This window comes from Amycolatopsis lexingtonensis (assembly GCF_014873755.1).
Taxonomy (GTDB): domain Bacteria; phylum Actinomycetota; class Actinomycetes; order Mycobacteriales; family Pseudonocardiaceae; genus Amycolatopsis; species Amycolatopsis lexingtonensis.
The window spans coordinates 3,550,362-3,572,024 of the sequence record NZ_JADBEG010000001.1; the positions used below are offsets into that span (position 1 = coordinate 3,550,362).

The 21,663-nt window shown below is 71.5% G+C and carries 23 protein-coding genes; 8 read left to right on the forward strand and 15 right to left on the reverse strand.

The genetic code is table 11. The features are described 5' to 3' along the window. Positions 1–16: 16 nt before the first annotated feature. Positions 17–751, reverse strand: a complete 735-nt coding sequence (locus H4696_RS16085) for an SDR family oxidoreductase (RefSeq protein WP_086864669.1) — start codon at positions 749–751, stop codon at positions 17–19. An 89-nt stretch (positions 752–840) separates the two neighbouring features. On the opposite strand from H4696_RS16085, the gene H4696_RS16090 reads away from it, so the two are divergent. Further along, positions 841–1,752 carry a LysR family transcriptional regulator gene (locus tag H4696_RS16090; RefSeq protein WP_086864665.1) on the forward strand — a complete coding sequence of 304 codons (912 nt, stop codon included), beginning with the start codon at positions 841–843 and terminating at the stop codon, positions 1,750–1,752. Positions 1,753–1,777: 25 nt separating this feature from the next. On the opposite strand, the gene H4696_RS16095 is transcribed toward H4696_RS16090, so the two are convergent. The 6 genes from H4696_RS16095 to H4696_RS16120 all read right to left on the reverse strand — a co-directional run bounded on the left by H4696_RS16095 (position 1,778) and on the right by H4696_RS16120 (position 8,730). Further along, positions 1,778–2,242 (reverse strand): STAS domain-containing protein, encoded by a 465-nt coding sequence (locus tag H4696_RS16095; RefSeq protein WP_086864666.1) that lies wholly within the window; start codon positions 2,240–2,242, stop codon positions 1,778–1,780. A gap of 228 nt (positions 2,243–2,470) precedes the next feature. After that, the gene (locus tag H4696_RS16100; RefSeq protein ID WP_192782336.1) at positions 2,471–4,888 is read right to left on the reverse strand and encodes a phosphoketolase family protein; all 2,418 of its coding nucleotides are present in this window, start codon (positions 4,886–4,888) and stop codon (positions 2,471–2,473) included. A 37-nt stretch (positions 4,889–4,925) separates the two neighbouring features. Then, entirely contained in the window at positions 4,926–5,546 is a 621-nt protein-coding gene (locus H4696_RS16105) for a CBS domain-containing protein (RefSeq protein WP_086864782.1), read from the reverse strand. Positions 5,547–5,610: 64 nt separating this feature from the next. Further along, positions 5,611–5,751, reverse strand: coding sequence for a hypothetical protein (locus tag H4696_RS16110; RefSeq protein ID WP_158104425.1), 141 nt, complete (start codon positions 5,749–5,751; stop codon positions 5,611–5,613). After that, positions 5,748–8,441: a cation-translocating P-type ATPase gene (locus H4696_RS16115; protein ID WP_086864783.1), complete on the reverse strand. Its 2,694-nt coding sequence runs from the start codon at positions 8,439–8,441 to the stop codon at positions 5,748–5,750. The genes H4696_RS16110 and H4696_RS16115 overlap by 4 nt, the downstream gene beginning before the upstream one ends. Positions 8,442–8,547: 106 nt before the next feature. After that, positions 8,548–8,730: a hypothetical protein gene (locus H4696_RS16120; protein ID WP_143265410.1), complete on the reverse strand. Its 183-nt coding sequence runs from the start codon at positions 8,728–8,730 to the stop codon at positions 8,548–8,550. A 313-nt stretch (positions 8,731–9,043) separates the two neighbouring features. Between H4696_RS16120 and H4696_RS16125 the strand changes: the two genes are divergently transcribed. Further along, positions 9,044–9,382, forward strand: coding sequence for a hypothetical protein (locus H4696_RS16125; RefSeq protein ID WP_086864785.1), 339 nt, complete (start codon positions 9,044–9,046; stop codon positions 9,380–9,382). Positions 9,383–9,407: 25 nt separating this feature from the next. Here H4696_RS16125 and H4696_RS16130 read toward each other — a convergent pair whose 3' ends face one another. Further along, entirely contained in the window at positions 9,408–10,286 is an 879-nt protein-coding gene (locus H4696_RS16130; protein ID WP_086864786.1) for an aldo/keto reductase family oxidoreductase, read from the reverse strand. A gap of 93 nt (positions 10,287–10,379) precedes the next feature. Here H4696_RS16130 and H4696_RS16135 point away from each other — a divergent pair, with 93 nt between their 5' ends. The 3 genes from H4696_RS16135 to H4696_RS16145 all read left to right on the forward strand — a co-directional run bounded on the left by H4696_RS16135 (position 10,380) and on the right by H4696_RS16145 (position 14,493). Further along, complete coding sequence (locus H4696_RS16135; RefSeq protein WP_192782337.1) at positions 10,380–11,252, forward strand: LysR family transcriptional regulator; 873 nt, start codon at positions 10,380–10,382, stop codon at positions 11,250–11,252. A 243-nt stretch (positions 11,253–11,495) separates the two neighbouring features. Then, positions 11,496–13,823 carry a beta-L-arabinofuranosidase domain-containing protein gene (locus H4696_RS16140; RefSeq protein WP_192782338.1) on the forward strand — a complete coding sequence of 776 codons (2,328 nt, stop codon included), beginning with the start codon at positions 11,496–11,498 and terminating at the stop codon, positions 13,821–13,823. Between the two features lie 28 nt (positions 13,824–13,851). Beyond that, the gene (locus tag H4696_RS16145) at positions 13,852–14,493 is read left to right on the forward strand and encodes a hypothetical protein (RefSeq protein WP_086861323.1); all 642 of its coding nucleotides are present in this window, start codon (positions 13,852–13,854) and stop codon (positions 14,491–14,493) included. Positions 14,494–14,524: 31 nt separating this feature from the next. On the opposite strand, the gene H4696_RS50085 is transcribed toward H4696_RS16145, so the two are convergent. From H4696_RS50085 to H4696_RS16155, 3 genes are read right to left on the reverse strand one after another with little or no spacing between them, the layout of a single operon-like run. Next, on the reverse strand, positions 14,525–14,668 hold the full coding sequence (locus H4696_RS50085; RefSeq protein ID WP_225955707.1) for a helix-turn-helix domain-containing protein: 144 nt from the start codon (positions 14,666–14,668) through the stop codon (positions 14,525–14,527). Next, positions 14,631–15,347 (reverse strand): cupin domain-containing protein, encoded by a 717-nt coding sequence (locus H4696_RS16150; protein WP_225956760.1) that lies wholly within the window; start codon positions 15,345–15,347, stop codon positions 14,631–14,633. The genes H4696_RS50085 and H4696_RS16150 overlap by 38 nt, the downstream gene beginning before the upstream one ends. Beyond that, positions 15,344–15,691, reverse strand: a complete 348-nt coding sequence (locus H4696_RS16155) for a hypothetical protein (protein ID WP_225955708.1) — start codon at positions 15,689–15,691, stop codon at positions 15,344–15,346. The genes H4696_RS16150 and H4696_RS16155 overlap by 4 nt, the downstream gene beginning before the upstream one ends. Positions 15,692–16,015: 324 nt before the next feature. Between H4696_RS16155 and H4696_RS16160 the strand changes: the two genes are divergently transcribed. The 3 genes from H4696_RS16160 to H4696_RS16170 all read left to right on the forward strand — a co-directional run bounded on the left by H4696_RS16160 (position 16,016) and on the right by H4696_RS16170 (position 19,168). Further along, complete coding sequence (locus H4696_RS16160; protein ID WP_086861321.1) at positions 16,016–16,954, forward strand: SDR family oxidoreductase; 939 nt, start codon at positions 16,016–16,018, stop codon at positions 16,952–16,954. A gap of 120 nt (positions 16,955–17,074) precedes the next feature. Next, the gene (locus H4696_RS16165; RefSeq protein WP_086861319.1) at positions 17,075–17,917 is read left to right on the forward strand and encodes a helix-turn-helix transcriptional regulator; all 843 of its coding nucleotides are present in this window, start codon (positions 17,075–17,077) and stop codon (positions 17,915–17,917) included. Between the two features lie 423 nt (positions 17,918–18,340). Further along, the gene (locus H4696_RS16170) at positions 18,341–19,168 is read left to right on the forward strand and encodes an SAM-dependent methyltransferase (RefSeq protein ID WP_158104327.1); all 828 of its coding nucleotides are present in this window, start codon (positions 18,341–18,343) and stop codon (positions 19,166–19,168) included. Between the two features lie 30 nt (positions 19,169–19,198). On the opposite strand, the gene H4696_RS16175 is transcribed toward H4696_RS16170, so the two are convergent. From H4696_RS16175 to H4696_RS16190, 4 genes are read right to left on the reverse strand one after another with little or no spacing between them, the layout of a single operon-like run. Next, on the reverse strand, positions 19,199–19,357 hold the full coding sequence (locus tag H4696_RS16175; RefSeq protein WP_158104326.1) for a hypothetical protein: 159 nt from the start codon (positions 19,355–19,357) through the stop codon (positions 19,199–19,201). Between the two features lie 40 nt (positions 19,358–19,397). Next, positions 19,398–20,459: an aliphatic aldoxime dehydratase gene (gene oxdA / locus H4696_RS16180; RefSeq protein ID WP_086861315.1), complete on the reverse strand. Its 1,062-nt coding sequence runs from the start codon at positions 20,457–20,459 to the stop codon at positions 19,398–19,400. 40 nt (positions 20,460–20,499) lie between these two features. Continuing rightward, a complete protein-coding gene (locus H4696_RS16185) occupies positions 20,500–20,880 on the reverse strand; it encodes a hypothetical protein (protein WP_211299705.1) in 381 nt (126 codons plus the stop codon). Further along, a complete protein-coding gene (locus tag H4696_RS16190; RefSeq protein ID WP_086861314.1) occupies positions 20,877–21,647 on the reverse strand; it encodes a CbtA family protein in 771 nt (256 codons plus the stop codon). The genes H4696_RS16185 and H4696_RS16190 overlap by 4 nt, the downstream gene beginning before the upstream one ends. Between the last annotated feature and the right edge of the window lie 16 nt (positions 21,648–21,663).

Below are 21,663 nucleotides of genomic sequence, written 5' to 3' on the forward strand. Positions count from 1 at the left end.
TCACGAAGCGACGGCGTCACAGCTGGGTTCCGCCGCCGTCCACCACGAGCTCGGCGCCGGTGGTGTAGGTCGCGTCGAACGCGAGGAAAAGGGCGGCACGCGCGACCTCTTCCGGTTCCCCGATGCGCAGCATGGGAATCCGGGCGGCGAATCCCGCCTTCATTTCTTCCGCGACTTCGGCGGGCAGGGTTCTGCGCAGGATGCCCGTGTCGATCGGCCCGGGGCTCACCGCGTTGACCCGTACCCCGCGCGGCAGCAGGTCGCGCGCCCAGGTCCGCGCGAACGACCGCAGGGCCGCCTTGCTCGCCGAGTAGACGCTGTGGTCCTGCTGCCCCAGCACGTCCGAAACCGAGGTGGTCAGCACTACGCCGCAGCCCTCGGCGAGCAGCGGGGTCAGCCGCTGCAACGTGAAGAAGGGGCCCTTGGTGTTGGCCGCGAAGATGGCGTCGTACACCTGCTCGGTCGTCGCCTCGAACGGCGTCACGGCAGTGGTGCCCGCGTTCAGGAACACCGCGTCCAGCTGGCCGAAGGCCTCCTCGACCTCGCCCGCGAGGGCGTCGATGTCGGCTTGCACGGTGACGTCGCTGCGCACCGCGACCAGCCCCTCCGCGCTCGCCTTTCCGAGCGCGGCTTCGTCGCGTCCCGTGACCACCACCCGAGCGCCTTCGGCGGCCAGCAGGCGCGCGATCGCCAAGCCGATTCCGGTGCTGCCGCCGGTGACCAGAGCGCGTTTTCCGTCGTGCTTTCCCATGCCTTCGATCAAATCCCGGTCCGGCGACGGCGTCCAAGACCTGTCCGGCAACCCGTCATGCACGCGCTGCATGGCGTAACGTCGGGGCTGTGCGTGTTCCTGGATCGGATCTCGACCTCCGGCTGGTCGGGTACTTCACGGTCGTCGCCGAGCACGCCAACTTCGCCCGCGCCGCCGCGGTGCTGCGCGTCGCGCAACCGTCACTGAGCCGTCAGATCCAGCGCCTCGAGCACCACCTGGGCGTGCGCCTGTTCGACCGCACCCCCCAGGGCAGCCGGCTCACGGACGCCGGCCGCGCTTTCCTGCCCCGGGCTCAGGCGCTGCTCCAGGCCGCCCAGCAAGCCGAGGCCACCGCCCGCGACGCCGGCGCGCCGCGCGAGTTCACCATCGGGTACGCCGAGGACCTGGTGATCACCCACGCCGTCCGCCGGCTGCGGCACCGGCATCCCACGGTGCACATCCGTACTCGCCACCTGGCCTGGAACGACGCCCACGCCCTCGCCGACCGTCGAGTGGACGCCCTGGTGGCCCGTGCCCCCCTGCCCTTCCCCGCCGACCGCCTGCGCCTGACCGAGCTGTGGGCCGAACCGCGGGTCCTGGTCGTTTCGACGAGCCACCGCCTGGCGGGAAAGGAGTCGGTGGCTTTCGACGACCTCCGCGACGAAGTCCTCCCCCAATGCCCGAGCGCCGTCCCGGAGTGGAGCGACTTCGCCCGCCTCGAGCCCCGTCCGGACGGCGCTGCGGCCCGGAACGCGCCGCCCGGCTACGAATCGTTCGAGGACAAGCTCGACCTCGTCGCCGAGGAGGACGCGGTGTTGATCCTGGCCGCCGGCGACCGGCGGCCCCGGCTGCGCCCCGACCTGACCACCGTGCCCATCGAAGACATCGAGCCGGCCCGGGTCGTCCTGGCCGCCCGCGCGGGCGATGACAACCCCCTGATCACCGATTTCCGGAACACCTGGGCCGCCGACGCACCTGCTCCGGCTCCTCGGGGGCATTGAGGCGCTACCACGCCGTGATCGACGGTCACGGCAACCAGGCGCGCGGATCCCTGGACACCGGGGCGGCGACGGCGGCCGCGCGCGAGGTGTGGATCACCAGGGTTTCGTGCAACCGGGCGATTTGCAGCGGCCGCCACGTCGATCGCGTCGTCGCGACGATGCGCAGATCAGTCCGCGGAGCGGCGCGCCGGTGGCAGGCGAGCAGCACCTCGAGTCCCGCCGAATTCAGGAAACTGACCTGCGAAAGGTCCACCACCAGCCGCCGCGGGGCCCGGCGCAGGATCAGGTCGAGGGCCCGGTCGACCTCGGGTGCGGTGTACAGGTCGAACTCGCCGTCCAGGGCCAGGATCGCGGTGCGGCCGATCAGCTCCTCCGACAGCGTCAGCCCGGACGGGAGCGACGGTGTCCCGTGCGGGCCGAACATGATCAGCACCAACGGTTCCGCTGCGAGGTCGTGACGACGACGGCCGGCCAGCGCGCTGATTCTCATGGGTTCGCTCCAAGCATCGCCGTCCGGCTCTCGCCACGCCGGACACTGCACGGATCCGGTGCGGACGTTCGTCGGCTGTCGGTCGTCGCAAGAGCGGGGACTCGGCACTTCGGCGCTGTCCCCCTCAGCATACCGCGCCCCGGTACCGGTGAGCCTTTCGTTCAGCCCAACTTCCCTTGCTGACAGGAGAATGCGGATGATCCGCGGCTGATGCGCACCGTCGGCGTGTCAGCCGGCCCAGGTCCAGCCGCGGATTTCCGGCATGTCCTCGAAGTGTTCACGAATGTAGCCGTGGTGGCGGGTCAGCATGGCCTGGCAGTGCCCGGCCAGTGCCACGCCGCCTTCGGGGACCCGGGCGGACCTGCGCAGTGCTTCGAGGGCGAGGTGGTAGCGGCTCATCCGGTTGAGCACGACCATGTCGAACGGCGTGGTGGTGGTGCCCTGCTCGGTGTAACCGCGGACGTGGAACCGGCCCGGCCCGGGGCGGCCGTGCAGCAGCTGGTGCACGGCCCGGGGGTAGCCGTGGAAGGCGAACACGACGTCGGTGGTGGCGCTGAACAGCCGCTCGAACTTCCGCTCGCCGAACCCGTGCGGGTGGTCGGCGGGCGGGAGCAGGCCCATCAGGTCGACCACGTTGACCACCCGCACCCGCAGGTACGGGACGTAGTCGCGGAGCAGCCGGGCCGCGGCCAGGACCTCCAGCGTCGGCACGTCACCGGCGGCGGCGAGCACGATGTCGGGTTCGCCGCCGGTCGTCTCGGTGCCGGCCCAGTCCCAGGTCGACGCTCCCGCGGCGCAGTGGGCGGCCGCTTCCTCGATGTCGAGGTACTGCAGGTGCTCCTGCTTGTCCGCGACGATCAGGTTGACGTGGTCGCGGCTGCGCAGGCACTGCTCCGCCACCGACAGGGTGGTGTTGGCGTCCGGCGGGAACCAGAGGCGCACGACAGCGGGCGCGAGCGGGATGGCGATGTCGATCAGGCCCGGCCCCTGGTGCGAGAAACCGTTGTTGTCGTTGCGCCAGCAGGTCGAGGTCAACAGGACGTTGAGCGACGCGACCGAGCGGCGCCAGGGCAGGTCCGCGGCGTGCTGCAGCCACTTGGCGTGCTGGATCAGCATGGAGGCCGAGACCATCGCGAACGCTTCGTAGGTCGCGAACACGCCGTGGCGACCCGAAAGCAGGTAGCCCTCGAGCCAGCCCTGGCACAGGTGTTCCGAGAGCACCTCCATGACGCGGCCCTCGGGTGAGACGTGGTCGTCGGTGGTGAGGATCGGCGCCTGCAGGCAGCGGTCGGTGGCCTCGAAGACGGCGCCGAGCCGGTTGCTGGCCGTTTCGTCCGGGCAGAACAGGCGGAACGTGCCGCCGCCGTCGGATTCCCGGGTGCTGGCGCGGTAGACGTCGCGCAGCAGCTCACCGAACGGACGGGTGTTGCCGTGGTGCACGACACCGGGCGACGGCACGGTGACGGCATACGGGGCCAGGGCGGGGACGTCGAGCCGGTGCAGCAGCCTGCCGCCGTTGGCGTACGGGCTGGCGGACATCCGCTTGTCACCTTCGGGGGCAAGCGCTCGCAGTTCCGGGACGAGCCGTCCGGTGGCGTCGAACAGGGTTTCCGGCGCGTAGGACCGCAGCCACCGCTCCAGCAGCCGGAAGTGTCCGACGTCCTCCCGGACCAGGGTCAGCGGCACCTGGTGCGCCCGGAACGTGCCTTCGACGGCGACGCCGTCGACGACCTCCGGGCCGGTCCAGCCCTTCGGCGTCCGGAGGACGATGGCCGGCCAGCGGACCGGGCGGAACGGCTCGGCCACGCCGGTGCGGGCCTGCCGCTGGTTGTCGCGGATCCGGTCGTGAGCGGCGGTGAGGACGCGGTGCAGGTCGGTGAACACCGCGGCGGGGTCGTCCCCGGCCACGAGGACCGGGTCCCAGCCCTGCGCCGTCAGCAACCCGAGCACGTCGGTGTCGTCGGCCCGGCCGAGCACGGTGGGCCCGGCGATCTTGTACCCGTTGAGGTGCAGGATCGGCAGCACGGCACCGTCGCGGCGGGCGTTGAGGAAGGCGGGGATCTTCCAGGACCCCGCCAGCGGGCCGGTCTCCGCCTCACCGTCCCCGACCACGCAGGCCACGATCAGGTCAGGGTGGTCGAACGCGGCGCCGGCGGCATGGGCCAGGGAGTAGCCGAGCTCGCCGCCCTCGTGGATGCTCCCGGGCGTCTGGACTCCGACGTGGCTCGGCACGCCCCCGGGCGTGGAGAACTGCCGTACCAGCCGGGTCAGCCCGACGATGTCGGCGGAGACGGCGGGGTACGCCTCGCCGTAGGTGCCTTCGAGGTAGGCGTTCGCGAGCAGGGCCGGTCCGCCGTGGCCGGGTCCGGCGACGTAGACGCAGTCGGCGCCGGTGTCGCGGATGAGCCGGTTGAGCAGGGTGTAGATCATCGACAGCCCGGGGCTGGTGCCCCAGTGGCCGAGCAGGCGCGGCTTGATGTCCTCCACCGAGAGGGGTTCGCGCAGCAGCGGGTTGTCCTGCAGGTAGATCTGGGCGACGGTCAGGTAGTTCGCCGCGGCCCACCACCTCAGGTCCAGGTCCCGCTCGTGCTCCTCGTACGCCGAAGCCGTGGTCGTGGTGCCGGTCGAGGTCGTGGTCTGGTGCATCGCCGTGGCCTTCCGCCGGGTGGGTCGGGCCGACCGGTCAGCCGGCCGGGCTGGTGCCGCTCACGCGGACCGCGGTCACCCCGGGCACCGCCTGCGCCAGCACGGTCGCGACGTGCCGGTCGGTTTCGTCGTCGAAGGCGTCCACGACCTCGACCTCGCCGCCGTGCACCGCGACGGTCCAGCGCGCCGCCCCGCCGTAGATCGACAACTGGTGGCGCACGTCGGCCGAAATGACTTCGTCGTCGCGGGCGAGCGCCCGGACGAGGTCGCGCCGGGTGACGATGCCGACGACGTGGGCGCCGTCGACGATCGGCATGCTGCGGATCCGGTCTTCGAGCAGGACGCGGACGAGGTCGACCACGTCGGTGCCCGCGCCCATCCCGACCGCCGGGGTGGTCAGCACCCCGCCGACCGTCCCGGCCGGCGGCCTCGGTGGGTCGTCCGGGCCGGTGCCGTCGGCCGGGCGGTACCGCGCGTCACGCGGAAACCGGTCCCGCACGAGGTCCGCCTCGGTCACCACGCCGATGAGCCGGCCGTCGTCGTCGAGGACCGGGAGCGCGGTGAAGCCGTGGGCGGACAACAGGTTCGCGGCGTACTTCACCGTCATGTCCGGTGTCACGGTGACGACGGGGCTGCTCATGATGTCGCGTGCTTGCATCGAACTCCTCTTCCGTCGGCCTTCACGCTAGGTGCGTGCCCGCCGGGCGCGCTGCGGCCGTTCGTCACCGATCGCGAGGCCCACCGGCACCCGCGGCCAGTTCCGGCGACAGCGGCTGGTGCGGCGGCGTCGACGCGTCGATCGGACGCCGCCGGACCACCAGCTTGACGCTCGACGAGCCCGGGTTCCCCGTGAGCACTCTCATCGGACGCCCCTGGTGTGCCGGCGACCCACCCAGCGGAACAGCTCGTCGGCGCCCCACACGAGCAGCGGCATCGGCAGCAGCAGCGCGATCACCCAGGCGGGCAGCGCGGCGGTGCCGAACACCGGCTGCAGCGCCGGGACGTAGATCAGGACCGCGGCGAACGCCAGCTCGAAGGCCAGGCCGGCCAGCAGCAACCGGTTCGTGGTGAGCCCGACCGAACGCAGCGACGCCCGCTGGGTACGCGCGGCGAACGCGGTACCGAGCTGGCAGAACACGATCGCGGCGAAACTCGCCGTGGTGGCCTGCAGGTAGGCGTGGTGCAGCGGCGCGCCGGCCGAGACGTCGGCGCCGTAGTGCCAGCCCGCCTCGTACAGGACCGCGAAGAAGGCGGCCAGCACCAGGATTCCCGAGAGCAGGCCCATGATTCCCCAGGCGCGCAGGAGCATCCGCCCGGAGACGACACCCTCGGACCGGCTGCGGGGACGCCGGTCCATCAAGCCGGGCTCGGCCGGCTCACGCCCGAGGGCGAGTGCGGGCAGGGTTTCGGTGCCGAGGTCGATCGCCAGGATCTGCAGCACGGTCAGCGGCAGCGGGATCGCGCCGCCCGAGATCGCGAACAACAGGAACGGCAGCACTTCGGGGACGGCGTGCGCGAAGATGTACAGCACGAACTTGCGGACGTTGTCGTAGACCCGGCGGCCTTCGCGGACGCCCGCGACGATCGTGGCGAAGTTGTCGTCGGTGAGCACGACGGTCGCCGCCTCCTTGGCGACGTCCGTCCCGCCGGCCCCCATCGCGACGCCGATGTCCGCCCGCCGGAGCGCGGGCGCGTCGTTCACGCCGTCACCGGTCATCGCGACGACCGCGCCACCGTGGCGCAGCGCGTCGGCGATCCGCAGCTTGTCCTCCGGCGCCACGCGGGCGAACACCAGCTCCTCTCCGGTCGCCAGCGCCGCGTCCAGCTCCGCCTCCGGCATCGCGAGCAGTTCGCCGCCGTCGATGACGCGGCCCACGCGGATCCCCACCTGGCGCGCGATCTCCGCCGCGGTCAGCCCGTTGTCCCCGGTCACCACGTGCACGGTGATCCCGGCCGAGTGGCACGCCGCGACGGCGCCGGCGACTTCCGGACGGGGCGGGTCGGCCAGCCCGACGAGACCGAGCAGGCGCATCCCGGATTCGGCCGCGTCGCGGGTGAGCGGGACCTCGCCGGGCACCGGTCCGTCGGCGACGGCCAGCACCCGCAGCCCGCGGCCGGCCATCTCGTCCACCAGCTCGGTGATCCGGGCCCGGCGCGGCGCGGTCAGGCCGGCCTCGTGACCGGCCGCGTCGAGGGCGGTCAGGCAGCGGGGAACGACCTTCTCGGGTGCGCCTTTCATGTCGCGCACGCGGCGTCCGGCAGGCAATCCGTCCACTGTGGACATCATCTTGAGCCGGGGGTCGAACGGGTACAGCACCACCCGGCCGGCGTCCCTTGCGGACGCGTCGAGCCGCACGCCGCTCGTGGCCGCGAACTCGAGCAGGGCCAGCTCGGTGGGGTCTCCGGTGCGCGATTCGAGATCCGCGGTACTGCACCGGGCGAGGGTTTCGGCCAGCGGCGCGGATCCGGTCAGCCGCTCCCCCGCCGGGTCACGCGCCTCCACGACGTGCATGGCGTTGCGGGTGAGCGTCCCGGTCTTGTCCGTGCAGATCACCGTCGTCGACCCGAGGGTCTCCACCGCCGACAGCCGTTTGACGAGCGCGCCGGACTTCGCCATCGAACGCACCCCGCCGGCCAGCGCCAGCGTGATCGTCGGCAACAGCCCTTCGGGGACGTTCGCCACCAGCAGGCCGATCGCGAACACGAACGCGGCCGGCCACGTGAGGCCCGCCGCGACGCCCAGCGGCAGGAAGCCGATCCCGACGGCGAGTGCGACGCCGGCGATGAGCCAGGCCACCCGGCGGACCTGCCGTTCCAGCGGGCTCTCCTCGTGGCCGATCCCCGCCGTCAGCGCAGCGATCCGCCCGATCTCGGTGTGCCGCCCGGTGGCGTGGACCACGCCGCGGGCGGCACCGCCGACGCAGGCGGTGCCGCTGAACACCAGCACCGGCGAGTCGAGCGCCCGATCGGCGTCGTCGACCGCGTCCGCGGTGCGGGTCACCGGCCCCGGCTCGCCGGTCAGCATCGAGGCGTCCACCTCGAGCAGCCCGTCGACGAGCCGCACGTCGGCGGGCACGCGATCGCCCTCGGCGATCAGCAGGACGTCACCGGGGACCAGTTCCCGCACCGGAACGGATCGCGGCCGGCCATCGCGCAGCGCGGACGCCTGAGCGGGCAGGTACGCGCCCAGCGCGTCGACGGCCCGCTCGGCCTGCTGTTCCTGGACGAAGGCGAGGACACCGTTGAGCACGATCACGCCGACGATCGCGTACGCCAGGCTGGTGGTCCCGGCGAGCCAGGACAGGCCAGCCGCTACCCAAAGCAGCAACGCCAGCGGGTGGATCACCTGACGCAGCAGGGCGAGCGGCCAGTGCCGGGACCGGTTCGCCGGCAGCTCGTTCGGGCCCCGGGCCAGCAGCCGGCGGGACGCTTCCCGCGAAGTCAGTCCTCCGGTGGTGGTGCGGAGGTCGCGCAGCAGTCGCGCGAGGGGTTCGCGGGCATCCGGCCGCGGTTCCGCGGCGCCCGCCCGCTCGGCACCCACTCGGGTGGTCATCGCGGCTCACCGTCCTGGTTCCGGGCTCGCGCGGCGACGGTCCGCCCAGCGGCTGGGGCCCCGCGGCCGTCGGAAAGGCGCGCGGCAAAACAGGCGGAGGTCGCCGTCATGAGGGTTCCACGCCGGTGCGCGGAGTCGGGATGACGGAGCCACCGGCCGCGGCGCGGATCCGGCCGATCATCAGGAGCGCCTGCGCATCGGTGAACAGGCCTTGACGGGCTAGATCAATGATCGCGGTGACCGTGCTCCGGTGGGGCTCGGCGATCCCCGCGAGTTCGATGCGTGCCATGACAGGCCCCTCGGTCGACTGGTCGTCGCACCGGGGTCCGGGGCACTCGCCGTCAGTGTACGCGCCCACCTCGCGCCGGGAATACGTGACGGACAAGCAACGTCAGGCCGCGCCGGATGTGCCATGCTGGTGGGGTCGTGACCAGGACGACTCGAGCCTTTCACGCCCAAGACCCCGGATCGGGGCTCGGACCGCGTTTCACCCACCCGTGGAGGCGGCCGTGCAGGCGGTACCACGACACGTTTTCGATGGGCCCGGACAGGTCCCGGCCCGGATCTGTGATGTCTGCGGGCAGTCGATCGCGCCGAGAGACGTGATCGGTTCCCTGGTTCCGGACTCCTCGGTCGTGGACGAGCTCGATCCGGGGTGCGACGGCTGGCGCCCGGTGACGGTCTGCTGCTCCGAACACCTCCACCTGCTCACCGACCGCGGCCGGGCAGCCTGGATCGACGAGCAGCTCTGGCTCGGCCGGCTCGCCCGGGCCGGCACCCAACCGGGACTGCACCACGCCGACCTGGCCACCCTCGCCCGCCGTGCGGCGCTCACGCCCGAGCAGCTCCAGCGGCTGCTGACCTGGAATTCGACCCGCCCCGGCGCGGTCTCGTCCCTGCCCACCGGCCAGTCCCTCGTGCCCCGCCCGCGAGCGGTCTGAACCATGGCGTGAAGTCCCCGGTGACTCAGCGGCCGATCTTGTCGAGCTCGGCGAGTTCTTCGCCGGAAAGCTGAAGTCCGGCGCCGGCGACGTTCTCGGTCAGGTGCGCCACCGAGGAGGTGCCGGGGATGAGCAGGATGTTCGGCGCCCGGTGCAGCAGCCAGGCCAGGGCGACCGACATCGGTGCCGTGTCCAGTCGCGACGCGACGGCCGACAACGCCGAGGACTGCAGCGGGCTGAAGCCGCCGAGCGGGAAGAAGGGCACGTAGGCGATGCCCTTGCCGGCGAGTTCGTCGATCAGTTCGTCGTCGTGGCGGTAGGCGAGGTTGTACAGGTTCTGCACGCACACGATCGGCGCGATCGTCTGGGCTTCGGCGATCTGCTCCGCCGTCGCGTTGCTGACTCCCAAGTGCCGGATCAGGCCTTGCCGCTGCAGCTCGGCGAGCGTTTCGAACGCCTCGGCGAGCGAACCGGGCTGCGGGCCGAGGGCATTGCCGAGCCGGAGGTTGACCAGGTCGAGCCGCTCGACGCCGAGGGTCTCCAGGTTTTCGCGCACCGCGCGGCGCAGGTCGTCGGGCCGCCGGGCCGGGGGCCAGCCACCCTGCTCGTCGCGGGTCGCGCCGACCTTGGTCACGATGTGCAGCGAGTCCGGGTAGGGGTGCAGTGCTTCGCGGATCAGCCGGTTGGTGACGCCTGGCCCGTAGGCGTTGCTGGTGTCGATGTGGGTGATGCCGAGCTCGACGGCTTCGCGCAGCACCGCGAGTGCGCCGTCGTGGTCGGCAGGCGGGCCCATGACGCCGGGGCCGGCCAGCTGCATGGCGCCGTAACCGAACCGGGTGACCGTCAGCTCGCCGAGAGACCAGGTGCCGCCGGGCAGCGGTGCAGCGGGGGATGCGTTGTTCATGCCGTCGATGGTCGCTCCCGGACGAGCGGTGCGGCCAACACCGATCCGGTGAGCTGTGATACCCAGTCGGTATGACCGCAGTATGCTGCGGCCATGGACACCGCGGACACCCTGGAGACCCGTGAGCTGAGGTACTTCGTGGCCGTCGCCGAGGAACTGCATTTCGGCCGTGCGGCGGAGCGCCTCGGCATGGCCCAGCCGCCGCTGTCCCGGGCGATCCAGCAGCTGGAGCGGCGGCTCGGGGTGTCCCTGCTGAAGCGTGACCGCCGTGGCGTCTCGCTGACCGGAGCCGGGGAGATGCTGCTGCACGAGGGCCGCGCGGCTCTCGACGCGACCGCGGCCGCGGCTCGCCGCACCCGCCGTGCCGGCGCCGCCGCCACGGCGGACGGCTCCCGCGACCGCCTGGTGCTGGCGGTGAAGGCCGGCGCGTTCCACGAACTGCTGCACAAGCTCCTCGACGCCTACGCGGCCGAACCGGGCGCCGCCGAGATCGAGGTCCTCCCGAGCGGCATGTGCGAACAAGAAGGGATGCTGCGTGACGGCCGCGCCGACGTCGCGCTCATGCACGCGCCGTTCAATTCCCTCGCCGGCTTCGACAGCGAGGAACTGATGACCGAGGGGCAGATCGCCATCCTCCCCGCGGGACACCCCCTCGCCGCGCGCAAGACGTTGTCGCTGGCCGAGGTCGGCGACGTCCCCGACCTCCCCCTCGCCCGCTGGCCCCGCCACGGCGGTTACCCGCCCGGCCCGGGACCCGAGATCCACGACCAGACGCAGCTGGCCCAGCTGATCGCACTCGGCCGCACCGTGGCCGTCCTGCCCGACTCGGCCCGCACCTGGCTGTGGGCCGAGCACGCCGCCGTCCCCTTGCGCGACGCACCTCCTGTCGTCACCCACATCGCCTGGCCCGCGCACAGCCGTTCCCCGGCCCTGGCGAGCCTGGTCCGCACGGCCTCGCGCCTGTGACCCGGTGGTCTCCCCGCCTCGCCGGACGGGACCTCGTCAGCCCCGCTCGACCGGCCACCCGGGCCGGGTAAGTTTCATCCGCCGCCGCTCACCTGTCCTGCCGGCAGTCACCGTGGCTGAGCAGCGAACGGGCCGGTGATCGCCGGCCCGCCGGGGCGCAGACCGGCCGCGAAGTACGTGACAAGCCTCAATGTTAGCGCTAACGTTCCCCTCCGGTCCGACGCTGGACGAACGGAGAACCCCGTGACCTCACCCTTCACCCGGCGGCGGTTGCTCCAAGCCGCCGGCGCCGGCGCCCTCGTTTCCGCGGCCGGATCCGCCTTCGGGTGGACGCCCGCCGCCGGCGCCGCCACCGGGCCGGTCCGGCCGGAGGCCGGCGTGTCCGCGTTCCCGTTCGAGCTCGGCCAGGTGCGGCTGACGGCGAGCCGGTGGCTGGACAACCAGAACCGGACGCAGAACTACCTGCGGTTCGTCGACGTCGGCCGGCTGCTCTACAACTTCCGGGCCAACCACCGGCTGTCCACCGGCGGCGCCGCCACCAACGGCGGCTGGGACGCGCCGGACTTCCCATTCCGCGGCCACGTGCAGGGGCACTTCCTCACCGCGTGGGCCCAGCTGTGGGCGGTCGCCGGAGACACGACGTGCCGGGACAAGGCCACCTCCATGGTCGCCGAGCTGGCCAAATGCCAGGCCAACAACAGCGCCGCCGGGTTCACCGCCGGGTACCTGTCCGGCTTCCCCGAGGCCGACTTCGACAACCTCGAGGCCGGGCGCTTGTCGAACGGCAACGTGCCGTACTACTGCATCCACAAGACCATGGCCGGCCTGCTCGACGTGTGGCGGTACGTCGGCAGCACCCAGGCCCGCGACGTGCTGCTGAACCTGGCGGCGTGGGTCGACCGGCGGACCGGACGGCTCAGCTACGCGCAGCAGCAATCCGTGCTGGGCACCGAGTTCGGCGGCATGAACGCGGTGCTGACCGACCTCTACCAGTACACCGGCGACGCACGGTGGCTCACCGTCGCGCAGCGGTTCGACCACGCCGCCGTGTTCGACCCGCTGGCGGCGAACCGGGACCAGCTCAACGGGCTGCACGCCAACACCCAGATCCCCAAGTGGATCGGCGCCGCGCAGGAGTACAAGGCGACCGGCACCACCCGCTACCGCGACATCGCCACCAACGCGTGGAACATCACCGTCGGCGCGCACACCTACGCCATCGGCGGCAACAGCCAGGCCGAGCACTTCCGCGCCCCCAACGCCATCGCCGGGTACCTCAACCAGGACACGTGCGAGAGCTGCAACACCTACAACATGCTCAAGCTGACCAGGGAGCTGTTCAGCCTCTACCCGGACCGCGCCGACCTGGCCGACTACTACGAGCGGGCGCTGCTCAACCAGATGATCGGCCAGCAGAACCCGGCCGACAGCCACGGCCACGTCACGTACTTCAGCTCCCTCAACCCGGGCGGCCGCCGCGGTCTCGGCCCGGCGTGGGGCGGCGGCACGTGGAGCACCGACTACGGCTCGTTCTGGTGCTGCCAGGGCAGCGGGCTGGAAACCCAGACGAAGCTGGCGGACTCGATCTACTTCTACAGCGACACGACGCTGATCGTGAACCTGTTCCTGCCTTCGGTGCTCACCTGGACCCAGCGCGGCATCACCGTCACCCAGACGACGTCATACCCGGCCGGTGACACCACCACGTTGACGGTCACCGGCAGTGTGAGCGGCACCTGGGCCATGCGCCTGCGCATCCCGGGCTGGGCGAGCGGGGCGACCATCACCGTCAACGGCGTCGCGCAGAACGTGACCGCCACGCCCGGCAGTTACGCCACGGTGTCGCGGTCGTGGGCCTCGGGTGACACGGTCACCGTCCGGCTGCCCATGAAGGTCGCCCTCAAGGCGGCCAACGACAACGCGAACGTGGCCGCGGTCACCTACGGCCCGGTGGTCCTGGCCGGCAACTACGGCAGCAGCACGCTCGGCGCGCTGCCGTCCCTCGACCCGAACTCGGTCACGCGGACGAGCACCACCGCGCTCGCCTTCAGCGCGAAGGCCAACGGCTCGCCGGTCACCCTCGTGCCCTTCTACGACGCGCAGGGCTTCAACTACACGGCCTACTGGAACACCGGGGGCGGCTCCGGCGGGACGACGAGCCGGCTGGTCAACGTGGGCAGCGGGCTGGTGCTGGGCATCGAGAACATGTCCACCGCCGACGGCGGCCGCGCGCTGCAGTGGTCGGACAGCGGCACGGCGGACCACAACTGGGAGATCATCACGGACGGGACGGCCGTCCGGTTCCGCAACGCCAACAGCGGCAAGGTGCTCGGCGTCCTGGACATGTCGACGGCGGACAACGCCCGCGTCCTGCAGTGGTCGGACAACGGCACGGCCGACCACCGGTGGACCGTCGTCGACCAGGGCGACGGCACGGCGAAGATCCGCAACGTCAACAGCGGCAAGCTGTTGACCATCGAGAACGGCTCGACGGCCACGGGCGCGTTCGCCGTCCAAGGCCCCGACAACGGCGCGGCGGCCAACCGCTGGCGGATCGTGCGCAACGGCTGAAGCCGCACCGGGCCGTAGGGTGTGGGGCATGGATCTCGGTCAGGTGTTCGCCGGAGTGCCCCGAGCCGGGTCGGTGGTCGGCTGCGCCTATTGCTACTCGCGGTCGGACCTGGACCTGCTCGGCGGTGATCCGGCGTTGGTGCCGGACGATCTCGTCGCGGCTTTCGCGAGAGAGGTCACCGATCACTGGACGCAGGAGCAGTACGGCCTCGTGTGGCGCGGACTCGCGCCGCGGATCCTCGCTGTGCTGGAAGCTTCGCCGGATGAGCTGCTGTTGCGCGGCTTGGCCTTCGCGCGCTTTTCCGCCTGGCCGGCTGAGGAGCGAGACGCGGTGCGCGCGGCGCTCCGCGCGATGCTGGCGCGTGCCGTCACCGGCGCCCCGCCCCCGCGTGACGTGGCGACGCTGGTCTGCGCCGCGGCGCATGTCGACCACGACTTGCCGCACTGGCTGAGCCACCTGGACACGTTGCCCGCCGACGCCGACGCGGGGATCGCGGCTCTGGCGCGTTATTGGGCCGATGACCTTGCCGTGGGCGGCGAGCCGAGCCTGTGGTGGTTCCCGTCGGACCCGGCGGCACCGATCCGCGACTGGCTCTACTCCGACGCCCTGCACGAGCGTCTGTCTCGAATGGACGATCAAAGCACGTTGATGGCCATCGCGCGGATGTGAACGAGGAATCCCGCGAGGAGCCTCGGCCGACTCAGCGAGCTTGCGACGGCGGATGGCCATACCGCCGGCGAAACGCCGCGGCGAACCGGCTCGCGCTCGAGAACCCCCACCGGGCCGCGATCTCGCTGACCGACAATTCAGGGCGCGCTCGCAGGTCGGCGTGGGCACGTTGCAACCGGACACCGACGAGGTGGTCCGTCGGCGTGCAGCCGACCCACTTCTGGGAAGCTCTCTTGCAACCTCCGGACCGTTGTGCCGGCGACAGCGGCCATGTCGGCGGCGGTCCAGGCCCGGGCCGGATCGTCGCGAACCGCGTCCACCACCCGGGAGATCGCGCGCGGGCGGACGATCGGCCCGCGGCCGAGGTCGGGGCAGCCGGCGAGCAGGAAGCCCGCCGCCACCGCACCGGCCAGCTGCTGCCGAACGATCGGCTGATCACCGAACAAGCGGTGGTCAGGCATGTGGGAGGAAAGACCCGTGACGAGGTGCCGCCAGTCCTGCCCCGCACCGGAATCGAGGCGCAGCTGGTCCGGTAGCACGCCGGCCACGCGAACCGGCTCGGCGCCCAGAACCCGTTCGGCCCCGCGGTCCAGCCAGTCGCGGTCGAACTTGACGCCGAGCACCGTGCACGTGGCGTCCCAGTGGCTGATCAACGACGAGGTGTCGGCACGGAAGATCGTCGCCTGCCCGGCCACCGACGTGACCGTGCCGTGCCGTCCCCGGCTTTCGAGATGACCGGTCAACGGCAGGTTGACCTCGTAGGCGCTCGGGTAGTCGCAGGCGACCTCGACGTCCGCACCCCACCCGACGTACCCGATCAGCACCGGACCGAGATCCAGCGTGCGCAGGGTCAGCCGGGGCTCACGGCCACGACTGAGCGGAGTGAGCTGGTGCGGGAAGTCACCCCGGCGCGCAACGCCAGGTTGTGGATCCCGACGACCCGGGCGACAGGCTCCTCCCCCGGGCGATCGCGGTAGCGGGGACCGGGCGCGACCGTGCTCCGCGGATTGTCGGCCAGCAGCCGGTAGTCGGTGAACAACGTCGGCAGCTCACCGTAGGTGCCCAGCCGCCGCCACCGCGCCAGCACCGCCTCCGCCTCCGGGTGCCGCGCCCAGAACTGCAGGGCCGCCTCGGTCTGCTCACCCCGGGCCGTGACGTAGCGGTCGCGCTGCTCGGCGCTCTCGATCTCGTACAACATCAGGTACTGCCCGGTCCGCTCGCCGCGCAACCCGCACGAAAGTCTCGAACTCCTCCGGCGTGACACCAGCCTCGGTGTCGATGGCGATGTACTGGAAAGTGAACACCGACGAGCGTCCCATTGCGTCCAATCCTCGGGCCGGGAAGGGAACGTGCGTCCGCCCGGCACGACTCCCCTGCACCACATCCTGCCAGCTCCAGCGCAACGGGGCCGCCGAGACTTCCCCGCTCGACCCAATGCGGCCCGGCTTCGGCGTGGGCGAGCAACGCGTCGGCGGCCGTCCGAAGAGGACGGCTCGGGCAAGGGCGGATCACCAGTCCCTGAATAAGGCAGCCATCGACATCACCATCCCCCGACCTGTCGGGAAAACTCGCCGTCGTCACCGGCGCCAGCGACGGCATGGGCCTGGGTATGGCCGCGCGCCTCGCGGCGGCGGGAGCGGAAGTGATCATGCCCGTGCGCAACCCGCGCAAGGGAGAGACCGCGATCACCACGATCCGCGATTCCGTACCCGACGCGAAGGTTTCGCTGCGAGAGCTCGACCTGTCCTCGCTCGGATCCGTGGCCGCACTCGGTGACACGCTGCGCGCCGAAGGGCGGCCGGTTCACCTCCTGATCAACAACGCGGGGGTCATGACGCCACCGGAGCGGCAAACCACGGCCGACGGGTTCGAGCTGCAGTTCGGCACGAACCACCTGGGTCACTTCGCGCTCGTCGCGCAGTTGCTGCCGCTCCTGCGGGCCGGCCGCGCGCGGGTGACCTCGCAGCTGAGCATCGCCGCGAACCAAGGCTCGATCAACTGGGACGACCTGAACTGGGAACGCAGCTACGTCGGCACGCGCGCCTACAGCCAGTCGAAAATCGCCTTGGGCCTGTTCGGCCTGGAACTCGACCGGCGCAGCCGCGCGGGTGGCTGGGGCATCACCAGCAACCTCTCCCACCCGGGACTCGCACCGACGAACCTGCTCGCGGCGCGCCCCGAACTGGGCCGCGGCGAGGAGGTGACGGGCCGGCGGGTGATCCGCGTCCTGTCCGAGAAGGGCATCCTGGTCGGCACGGTCGAGACGGCCAAGCTGCCCGCGCTCATGGCCGCCACGGACCCCGGCGCCAAGCCCGGGGGTTTCTACGGTCCGCGCTGGCCCGGACGCGTCGGAGGACCACCCGCCGAGCAGAAGCTCTACTCGCGACTGCGCAGCACGGACGAGGCCGCACGCGTTTGGGAGGTCTCCGAGCAGCTGACGAAGACGACCATCGCCGCCTGAGTGCGCCGTGCCGAAAGCGCGTCACGGGCGAGGCACCCGCCGCGCAAAGGGGGATCGGCGATCCGTGGCTCGGACCGTGCTCCCGACGGTAGGAAAGAAGAGCGACGAGAAAGGCGGCGTATGGAGATCGATCGGACCGGCCTGGCGGAGTTCCTCCGCCGCCGCCGGGAAGCCCTGCAACCGGAGGACGTCGGGCTGCCCCGCGGGCCACGCCGCCGGACCAGCGGACTGCGACGGGAAGAAACGGCCGCGCTCTGCCACATGTCGGCCGACTACTACTCGCGGCTCGAACGGGAGCGCGGCCCCCACCCGTCCGAGCAGATGATCGCCTCGATCGCGCAGGGCCTGCACCTTTCCCTCGACGAGCGCGATCACCTGTTCCGCCTCGCCGGCCACCGCCCACCCACCCGCAGCAGCACCAGCGACCACATCGGACCCGGTCTGCTGCGCGTGCTCGACCGCCTCGACGACACCCCCGCGGAGATCGTCACCGAACTCGGCGAAACACTCCGGCAGAACGAGCTCTGCGTTGCCCTCACCGGGGACACGACCTCGTTCACCGGTCCCGCGCGCAGCATCGGCTACCGGTGGTTCACCGACCCGGCCACGCGGAACCGGTACGCGACCGAGGACCACGCCTTCCTGTCCCGGCTGTTCACCTCGGGCGCGAGGGAGATCGCAACCCTGCGCGGCCCGCATTCCCGGGCCGCCCGTCTCGTGGAACTGCTCCTCGAACGGAGCGAGGAGTTCCGGACGCTGTGGGAACAGCACGAGATCGGCATCCACCCGGAGGAAGGCAAGACCTTCATCCACCCCGAAGTCGGCCGGCTCGAACTGCACTGCCAGACGCTGATCGACCCCGGGCAATCCCACGCCCTGCACGTCTACACCGCGACGCCGGGCACCGAAAGCTACGAAAAACTGCAGCTGCTGTCCGTGATCGGGACGACCTCGTTGCCCTGACCGGCATTCGCAGTCTCGGCGCCTCAACGGCTCCGGCCGGCACATCGCCGCCCGGGAAGTATCTGCACAGCACGGAATCGGTCGAGTCCGCCGACAGCGGGACCGTCGACGGCCACAGGGCGACGCCGGCAGACCTGAACACCCCCGCGGGACCTGATGCTCGGCCGCGGCGCGCCCCGGCTGCTGCCCGTCCTGCACGGCCGTCCGCGACGGTCAGTAGCGAGCCGAAAGCCCAGACAGCCCAGACGGCGAGTCCCTCGGCCAGCCTCCCTGTCCGAGACCCACCCACAGTCGACATCGATTGACTGTGAACCATTCTTTCGTGTCCACCTCGAAGTGGTCACAGGCGTTACCGAAGTTGTTAGGCTGCCAGCCGATGCGAGCTTGTTCCGATTCCCCACCAGAATGCCGGAGGTACGCGGCATGACACTCGCACTACCCCCTGGCCTGTTCACCGCCCGGACGTGGCGGCGCCCGGTCGCCTCGCCGGCGCGGATCCACGACGCGGCCCTCGGCGGCACCGACAACTACGTCCTCGACCGCGAAGCACTCGCCGCCCTCGAACACGCGGCACCCGGCTTCACCGAACTGCTGCGCGCGACCCGCGCCTGGCACGTCCGGGTCGTGCGGCACCTCGCCGGCCGCGGCATCGACCAGTTCCTCGACCTCTCCGCCGGCCTGCCCCGCACCCGGGAGAACACCCACCAGGTCGCCCAGCGGTACAACCACGACGCGAAAGTCGTCTACACCTACACCAACCCGCTGCTGCTCAGCTACGCCCGAGCACTGCTGGACGACAACGACGCCACCCACATCGTGCCCGGCGACCACCTCGACCCACACCGCCTGCTCGACAGCGAGCACCTCTGCTCGGCCCTGGACCTCCGCCGTCCGGTCGCGGTCCTGATGACCCGCGGCGTCCAGCACGAACTCGACGACCACCGCCTCGGCGCGGCTCTCGCCGGATACCGCGCCCTGCTCGCCCCCGGATCGGTGCTCGCGCTCAGCGGCTGGGCCGAACCCGACGACGACCGCGACCTGCCCCGAACCATCGAACAGCTGTGGCACACCCACTCCGGCCTGCGCGTCCGGTGTCGCCGTGTCCCCGAGCTGCGGCGGCTGTTCGACGGCTACGACCTGCTCGACCCCGGCCTGACCACCGTGCAGGACTGGTGGCCGGACGGACCCCGGCTGCGCACACCGGGAATGGCCCTTCGACTCGGCTACGGCGGCGTCGGCACCACCCGGTGAACACCCCGAGTACTCGCCGCACCAGATCTGTCAGCGTTTGCCGTTCGTCGGCGTCGAGTTGTCGAGGTCCGGGAAGTCACCGTCGCGGTACTCGCCCGCCGGCCGGTCGTCGCCGCGGGCGAAAGCGTCGAACCAGTCGTGGACGAGGTTGAAGGTCGGGCCGACGTCGGGCCGCTGGCACGAAGCCACCGTAGGACGTCCGCAGGTCCTGCAATCGGTCGGACACGGGTCACGAGCCGGCCGGCCGGTGGGCGTCGCGCAGCATGCCGGTCCGGGGGTGGCAGTTGATGTACTCGAAGGTCTGGTCTCCGCCGTCGGACACCGAGACCTCGTGGTACAGGCGCAGCTTTTCCAACCCGGTCACAACACGGAAGAACGTGACGAAGATGCGCAGGTGGGTGGGGTGCGACTCGGCCCACCGCTCGAGGTGTCCCAGCGACTTCCAGTGGCCGATGTTGTAGCTTTCGTCGAGGTCGTTTCCGTCCAGGTCGATGCTGCGCACGAAGCGGTTGCTGTAGCAGCCGATCGCCTCGCCGTTGTCCCGCAGGAAGTCCATGCCTTCCTCGAGAGGTGGGAGGAGCTCGTCCAGATAGAGCGTGCGTTCTTCTTCCCCGGCTTCGCGCCAGTCCTGACCGGACCGGATGAGCGCGATGTTGTCGTGCCCGCGGACGACAACCCTGCCTCCCTTGTCCGGGTCTCCGGACACGACGGTGAGGTCGCCGCCGGGCTGCATCCAGTCGGTCTGCGACAGCGGGATGCGGTCGCGCATCGAGCCCCAGTAACCGTGCTCGCTGATTTCCCCGCTGATCTCCCCCATGACGCCTCCGACGCCGGGCAGGTCGTCCTGGAACGCGTAGAGGGTCTCGAACTGGTCGGTCCGGGGCGTCAGGACTTCCCGGAAATAGCCGAGACCATCGGCGAGCCGCTCGTCGGACTCCCACCACCCCTTGACCCGCTCGGAGCGCAGCCAGCGGCAATAGGCGGCGGGGTCGCTCCAGTACCCGACGGCGATGAGGTTGTGGTGGTCCTGGTTGTCCACGTGGTCGGTGAGGTCGTGCTGAACGGGTCCGTCCTCGCCGTCGAAGGTGCCGACGATGTGACGCAGTGCCGCGAGGGCGGCCGGGCGCTGCGCATCCTGCCGGTACTGGACACCGAGGTAGGCCATCACCACCTGCTGCAGGGCGCCCTCGGCGCGGGCCACCCACATCGGGAACGGCGGCTGGTAGTCGTCGGGAACCCGGCGCGACAGGGTGCGCGGGCACTGGAGGCGGGGCTCGATCGCGGATTCCATGGTGTTCTCCTTGACGGAACGTTCGGCAGGCAGGGGGTGCTCACCGGTTGGTGGAGCTGACGCGCCGGAGCCCGGCCGCGGACAGCACTTCGCCGAGCTCTGCCGGCGGATCGGTGGTGCCCGGGCCGCCCCGGCGCACCCAGTCGGCGAGGGCGTGGGCGCGTTCGACGGTGTTGACCCGGGTGACCCAGGCCGGCCGGGCACCTCGCCGGCGGGCGTCGGCGGCCGGGTTCACGACCACGACGTTGGACAGGTCGCAGGCCCACAGGCAGCCGACGCGGACCAGCCGCGCGTCGGGACCGATCGCGGTCTCGAGGACAGCGGCGATGCCCTCGTGGTCGACATCGGGGTGTTTGCGGGTGGTCCCGCAGCAGCAGCCGCGGCACATCCGGATCCGCGGCCCGGACGCTGCCGCGGTCACCGGACTCGGGCCGCGCTCCGCGGACTCGCGTCCGGCGCCGGAGTGAGCCGCGGGCGGGCGAACGTCAGGAACGCGAAAACGGCGGCGAGAACGAGCCACATCACCCCGATCTGCGCCAGCGACGCGACACGGAAGTGCCAGATCAGATCGGCCGGGACGGCCGCCGGTACCGGGTCGGCGACGTCCGGCAGGGCCCAGAGCAGGACCGCTGTTCCGGCGATACCCAGCGATGTGGCAGCCACCGCCCGCGCCCCGGGCGTCAGGTTCTTGGCGCGCGCGACGCCGGTGATCACCGCCGTCAAAACGACCGCGCCCACGATGGCCCCCAGGTAGGTGAGGGTGCGGGCGTCGACGGTCATCGGGTCGCCGACGGCGGGCGGGTTCGCCGGGATGACGATGGCCGGAGTCAGGGTGAAGGAGACGAAGCCCAGTCCCGCCAGCGCCATCACCGACGCCGCCGTCGAACTGCCGGGGAGCCTCGGCCGGAGGAACCGGTGGACGAGTGCGAACGCGATCCCGATCAGGATCCCGACCAGCACCACGGTGGCCAGGCCGAACGAGACCTGCTCGCCGCGCGTCACCACCTCCCCCGCGGCCTGCGCGTGACCGGTGTGCGCCTCGGGCTCGGAGCCGGCTTCCTCGATGGCGATCGCGGCGCGGATCAGCGGCTCGACGAGCCAGTACATCGTCGCGGCGCCGGCCCCACCGGCCACGGCGCCCGCGAGAGCGCCGTAGCCGAGGGTGCGGCCGATCGGAACGGTGTCCATCAGCTGTCCCCTGCCG

Bases quoted from the DNA above. Each gene is read 5' to 3' on its own strand.
- H4696_RS16085 (WP_086864669.1), bottom strand. From the start codon at position 751: ATGGGAAAGCACGACGGAAAACGCGCTCTGGTCACCGGCGGCAGCACC.
- H4696_RS16095 (WP_086864666.1), bottom strand. From the start codon at position 2,242: ATGAGAATCAGCGCGCTGGCCGGCCGTCGTCGTCACGACCTCGCAGCG.
- H4696_RS16100 (WP_192782336.1), bottom strand. From the start codon at position 4,888: ATGCACCAGACCACGACCTCGACCGGCACCACGACCACGGCTTCGGCG.
- H4696_RS16105 (WP_086864782.1), bottom strand. From the start codon at position 5,546: ATGCAAGCACGCGACATCATGAGCAGCCCCGTCGTCACCGTGACACCG.
- H4696_RS16110 (WP_158104425.1), bottom strand. From the start codon at position 5,751: ATGAGAGTGCTCACGGGGAACCCGGGCTCGTCGAGCGTCAAGCTGGTG.
- H4696_RS16115 (WP_086864783.1), bottom strand. From the start codon at position 8,441: ATGACCACCCGAGTGGGTGCCGAGCGGGCGGGCGCCGCGGAACCGCGG.
- H4696_RS16120 (WP_143265410.1), bottom strand. From the start codon at position 8,730: ATGGCACGCATCGAACTCGCGGGGATCGCCGAGCCCCACCGGAGCACG.
- H4696_RS16130 (WP_086864786.1), bottom strand. From the start codon at position 10,286: ATGAACAACGCATCCCCCGCTGCACCGCTGCCCGGCGGCACCTGGTCT.
- H4696_RS16135 (WP_192782337.1), top strand. From the start codon at position 10,380: ATGGACACCGCGGACACCCTGGAGACCCGTGAGCTGAGGTACTTCGTG.
- H4696_RS16145 (WP_086861323.1), top strand. From the start codon at position 13,852: ATGGATCTCGGTCAGGTGTTCGCCGGAGTGCCCCGAGCCGGGTCGGTG.
- H4696_RS16155 (WP_225955708.1), bottom strand. From the start codon at position 15,691: ATGTTGTACGAGATCGAGAGCGCCGAGCAGCGCGACCGCTACGTCACG.
- H4696_RS16165 (WP_086861319.1), top strand. From the start codon at position 17,075: ATGGAGATCGATCGGACCGGCCTGGCGGAGTTCCTCCGCCGCCGCCGG.
- H4696_RS16170 (WP_158104327.1), top strand. From the start codon at position 18,341: ATGACACTCGCACTACCCCCTGGCCTGTTCACCGCCCGGACGTGGCGG.
- oxdA (WP_086861315.1), bottom strand. From the start codon at position 20,459: ATGGAATCCGCGATCGAGCCCCGCCTCCAGTGCCCGCGCACCCTGTCG.
- H4696_RS16190 (WP_086861314.1), bottom strand. From the start codon at position 21,647: ATGGACACCGTTCCGATCGGCCGCACCCTCGGCTACGGCGCTCTCGCG.